General features: G+C 49.8%; 5 protein-coding genes. 3 read left to right on the forward strand and 2 right to left on the reverse strand.

Annotated features, from left to right (window positions below; genetic code table 11):
• The coding region (locus tag VFS25_RS17925) for a DUF5005 domain-containing protein (RefSeq protein WP_326463543.1) at nt 1–977 on the reverse strand (977 nt) is incomplete at its 3' end.
• 143 nt (nt 978–1,120) lie between these two features.
• Here VFS25_RS17925 and VFS25_RS17930 point away from each other — a divergent pair.
• Complete coding sequence (locus tag VFS25_RS17930) at nt 1,121–1,900, forward strand: YoaK family protein (protein ID WP_326463544.1); 780 nt, start codon at nt 1,121–1,123, stop codon at nt 1,898–1,900.
• Here the strand turns inward: VFS25_RS17930 and VFS25_RS17935 are convergent.
• Nucleotides 1,848–2,618, reverse strand: a complete 771-nt coding sequence (locus VFS25_RS17935; protein WP_326463545.1) for an SDR family NAD(P)-dependent oxidoreductase — start codon at nt 2,616–2,618, stop codon at nt 1,848–1,850. The genes VFS25_RS17930 and VFS25_RS17935 overlap by 53 nt on opposite strands.
• Nucleotides 2,619–2,754: 136 nt before the next feature.
• Here VFS25_RS17935 and VFS25_RS17940 point away from each other — a divergent pair, with 136 nt between their 5' ends.
• Together VFS25_RS17940 and VFS25_RS25380 are read left to right on the forward strand one after the other, a co-directional pair.
• Nucleotides 2,755–3,597, forward strand: coding sequence for a hypothetical protein (locus tag VFS25_RS17940; RefSeq protein ID WP_326463546.1), 843 nt, complete (start codon nt 2,755–2,757; stop codon nt 3,595–3,597).
• Nucleotides 3,598–3,879: 282 nt separating this feature from the next.
• The coding region (locus VFS25_RS25380; protein ID WP_414647759.1) for a carboxypeptidase-like regulatory domain-containing protein at nt 3,880–4,039 on the forward strand (160 nt) is incomplete at its 3' end.

The following is a 4,039-nucleotide window of genomic DNA, read 5'->3' on the forward strand; positions in this document are numbered from 1 at the left end:
TGACTTAACAGCATTTGCACCGTATTGCCATGCACCTGCGCATCGCCCGGCCAATATAGCTCCTTATCGTCATTGCCAGGCAGGTTGTCGTACTGCACCCAGGTTTGAGAATTTTTACCGCTGCCGGTATTCAGCTGCACAAAGCTGCCGAGCGACATATTCTGCTGCAGTATGCCGGCATTGCGGCGGAATGAGTTCAGCGATGCATCGCGGTTGCGGGTAGCGTCCACATCCCCGAAAAAGCTGTCCTGGAAGGTCCATAGCACATGGTTGCCGGGCAGCAGCAGCGAGTAGCAGCCATCGCCGCCGTTCCAGCCGGAATAGCGGGTAAGGTAGGCATTGTAATCCAGGTCGCTGAACACCTGCACATCCGCTGCCCAGCCGGTGTTGGGAATATATTGAGCATGTGTGTTCAGCGTTAATATCCAGTGCTGCGCATTGTTGCCCGTGTAGGTGTCCTGGGTAATGGGCGTGCCGCTGTTCGTAGAGCCGTTCTTGTTGGTAACGGCCAGCCCGTTCGCCTTATTGGTGATCTTGTATGCATTGCTGCCAACGCCGGTAATGCTCCACAGCTGCGCATCGCTGCCGTTGCCCTGGTACTGGTTCAGCTGTGTGCCGGGTATGGTAGTGCTGCCCGGTACATCCAGGAACTTGCCGCTGTAGGCGTTCATAATGGTAAAATAGCCGTTGCCGGCATCGGTAATCACCCATTTCTGGTTCTGGAAGCTGAAATTGGCATACTGCGTTACCGGGGCGCCGTTGGCAGTAGCAGAGGAGCCAATCTCAATGGCATTGCCGCCTGTAACGCAAGTGATGCTGTAAAGCCCGTTGGCTACGGTAGCCAGGGTGCTGGCTTCAACAGCGCCATGCGGCGGCGGTTCGGGTGCTGCGGTTTCTTTCTTACAGGACTGCATTAGCAGCAGTACAGGAATAAAAGCCAGGGTTAACGCGATCAATAAGGGTTTTCTGGTTTTCATGTTGTGAAATTTAAACGTGAATAAATAAGGGTCAGCCGGGGTGCCGGCCGTTAGCGGCTGGCAGGAGATGGGCGGGCTGCAGGCATTATTTCAGCTTTCGCCCCAAAAATAATAACTTGTGTCCTGGTTTTATTTAACAGCACATGTTCAGGCATAAGGGTAAAAGCAGGACCCTCAAACATAATTTGCAGCTTGCTGCCTGTCTTGCTTTTGTTGCAGGAATAGTAAATGTCTGCGGTTTTTTTTCGCTGCAAATACTCACTACAAACGTTACGGGGCACTTTGCCCATTTTGCGGATGAAGCGGCAAAAGCAAATTATACCGCCGCCTGGCTTTCCGTTGCCTATGTGGCGGCTTTTTTTGCCGGGGCCTTTTTTTCTACCATGGTCACCGAAGTGGTTTCCAGGCGCAGCGGCCGGCTGGTTTATACTGTTCCGATATTTATAGAAATAACCCTGCTTCTCTTTATAGCGTTATTAAACAACCGCATTGTCGTGCTCCATGCGCACGTGGTGGCGTGCGCGCTGCTGTTTGCCATGGGATTGCAGAATGCCCTGGTAACGCATGTGTCCAGCGCCGTGGTAAGAACCACCCACCTTACCGGCTTGTTCACAGACCTGGGCATTGAGCTGGCGCAGTTGTTCTTCTATAAAAAGCCGGAGCAGAAACACCGGCTCACCGGGGCCATAAAGCTGCATTTTACTATTGTTGCCTTTTTCTTCCTGGGCTGTATTACGGGCGGCTATGTATTTTCCAGCTGGAAGATAAAGACGTTGCTGTTAGCGGTGATATGCCTTATCATCGCGGCTTTATACGACGGTTTAAAATTCGGCGTTGTACGGCTGAAGAGAAAGTACCGGCGTGGAGCCGCTATGCGCCCTGGCCGGTATTTATACTCAACCCGCCGTCCACCACAAACGTAGCGCCGGTTACATACGCGCTTTCCGCAGCAGCCAGAAAAACCGCTACACCGGTAATATCTTCCGGCGTACCGGCTTTTTTCATGGGAATGTGAGCGGCTTTTTCCCTGCGTACTTCGTCGTTTTCCATTGCTTCCTTATTCATGTCAGTAAGGATCATGCCGGGTGCAATATTGTTTACCCGTATGCCCTGGCCGGCCACCTCCAGCGCCAGGCTTCTGCTGAAATTTTTGATGGCGGCTTTGGAAGCGTTGTAATCGGCATTACCCGGTGTGTTTACATCTTCATGTATAGAGCTGATGAATATAATGTTACCTTCCCGCAGGTTGGGTTGGTTTAAAAATGCCCGGCAGCAGTAAAAGGGGCCATACAGGTTGGTTTTGATACAGGTGTCAAAAACATCGGTTAACATTTCCTTAACCGGCGCCCCACTGCCGTTAACCGCAGCGTTGTTAACCAGTATATCAATGTTGTCGAACCGGGCCTGCACCTTGCTGAAAAGGTCTTTTACCGCTGCTTCATCCGTAACATCCAGCTTAAAGCAGATAGCTGTATGCCCCTGTTCATTTATCTGGTTGGTTACCTGTGCTGCGGATGCTTCATCGGAATGATAGGTGATCACCACTTTGGCGCCTTCTGCGGCAAAGGCCAGCGCAATAGCCCGCCCTATACCGGAGTCGGACCCGGTAATCAGCGCAACCCTGTTCTCAAGCTTTTTCATTTTGGGTATATTGATAAGGGGTATGAAAGGTTCCTAATTTAATAAATTATGGCCAGGAATACATGTACCGGGCAGTACCATTAACAGGAATTCTTTATTTTGCACCGGCGTTTACATTTCCATCCCGGGTATATTTATGAAAAGGCTTTTTTATCTCTGTTACCTCGCAATATTCATTGGCGCATGCGCTCCTAAGATCGGCTCCAGGATAGCCGCCCCGCAAACCCCGCTTTCCGATACAGACTATGTGCTGGTTTTACAGCAGGAAGATACATTCAGCAACGACGGCATTGAAGTGGGTACTATCAGGTCGGGCGATAATGGCTTTTCCACCAACTGTACCTATTATGAAGTGATTGGCAAGCTGAAAGCGCTGGCAAGAAAGAATGGCGCTAATGTAATAAAGATCGTGGCGCATAAAAGCCCGGACAAGTGGAGCACCTGCGAACGAATTACAGCAAAGGTTTACCGTGTGCCCGACATCCGGAAGCACGAACAGGAAATAGAATGGAGCCCTTACCGCCGGCTCACCTGGGACGATTTTAAAGGCCAGCCCAGGGAAGCGTTAAACCCCGGTGTTGCCGCTCAAACCTATTGCGGCTTTGGCTTTCAGACAAACCGTGTAACCATGTTCAAGCAGGCGAAAGTATTTTCCATCAATACCTTTTCCTGCTATTTAAGCTGGGTAAGGCCCGATCAAAAGGGCAGGGCCGATCTGCTGGCCCATGAGCAGGGGCATTTTGACCTGTGCGAAGTATACGCAAGGCAGCTGCGCAAAGTATTGCTTGAACGCAAGTTAACCGTATATAATCTCACCACCGACGCCAATCTTGAGTTCAGGCGCATTTATAACCTGTACCTCAACAAGCAGGAGCTGTATGAAAAAGGAACGGACTATGGCCGTAACCGTCAAAAGCAGCTCGAATGGGAACAGCGCATCCGTGAATATCTCAATGAACTCCGCGATTATGCCCAATAACCCGGGAACGTTTGCGTAAAAAAATAGCGCGTAAAGAATGGTTAGTTAAGAAAATAAGTATAGAATTGTTGGAGTATTGATGAAAAACGCCTGTTTGTTCGTTTCGCAAGAGATGGTTGTTTCCCTTGAATGCCTGGCATATTCTGCGCTTGCTATTGTTGCCGTTTTCTTCAATGTACTTTAGCTTTTTTACCAGACACGTTTTGAACAAAATATAGATCGCTTTAATCCATTACCAGTAACAATTACTGATCCACGTTTATGAAAACAAAAACACTGATTATGCTATTATCAGCGTTCAGCTATTTTGCTGCCAACGCGCAAACACATTCCATTACCGGGCATGTGGTGGATGGGGGGAGTAATGAACCGCTGCCAGGCGTTTCTGTTGTTGTTGCCGGTACCAAACAGGGAGCCGGCACGGATGAAAACGGGCGTTTTT

Source organism: Chitinophaga sp. (genome assembly GCF_035761305.1).
Classification (GTDB): domain Bacteria; phylum Bacteroidota; class Bacteroidia; order Chitinophagales; family Chitinophagaceae; genus Chitinophaga.